The organism is Citrobacter sp. VF227 (genome assembly GCF_052950715.1).
The window spans coordinates 1-504 of sequence record NZ_JBRFVF010000285.1; the positions used below are offsets into that span (position 1 = coordinate 1).

Genomic DNA, 504 nt, shown 5'->3' on the forward strand with positions numbered 1-504 from the left:
GAAGAACAGCGCGCCGAACACCTTGCGCCCGGCCGGATAGGACATCTCCAGGTTCTCGAACACGCTGAGGTTTTCGTAGATCGACGGGTTCTGGAACTTGCGCCCGACCCCGGCGCGAACGATGTCGAACTCCTTCATCTTGGTCAGCTCGCGCCCGTCGAACTGGATCGAGCCGCCGGTGGCGCGGGTCTTCCCGCAGATCAGGTCGAGCACCGTGGTCTTGCCGGCGCCGTTGGGGCCGATCACCACGCGCACCCTCGTTGCGGTCCAGATAGAGGTTCAGGTCATCGACCGCCTTGAACCCGTCGAAGGAAACGGTCAGGCCCTCGATGGCCAGCACCGGTTTAGGCATCTGAAATCCACTCATGGCGTGCTCTCCAGTTGCTTGGCGGGAACCGCATCAATCGTTGCACCGCCCACCCCCGCCTGCTCCGCCGGCGGCTTGGGCTTCATCGATGGCTGGCGCCGATCCGGCAGCTGCAGACGCGCCAGCCAGGGACGGGC

At 65.1% G+C, this 504-nt stretch carries 1 protein-coding gene; it reads right to left on the minus strand.

What is annotated here, in order from left to right; all coding sequences use genetic code 11:
* A partial coding sequence (locus ACU8YC_RS26340) for an ATP-binding cassette domain-containing protein (protein WP_446896170.1) occupies window positions 1–249 on the minus strand: 249 nt, incomplete at its 3' end.
* Window positions 250–504: the final 255 nt, after the last annotated feature.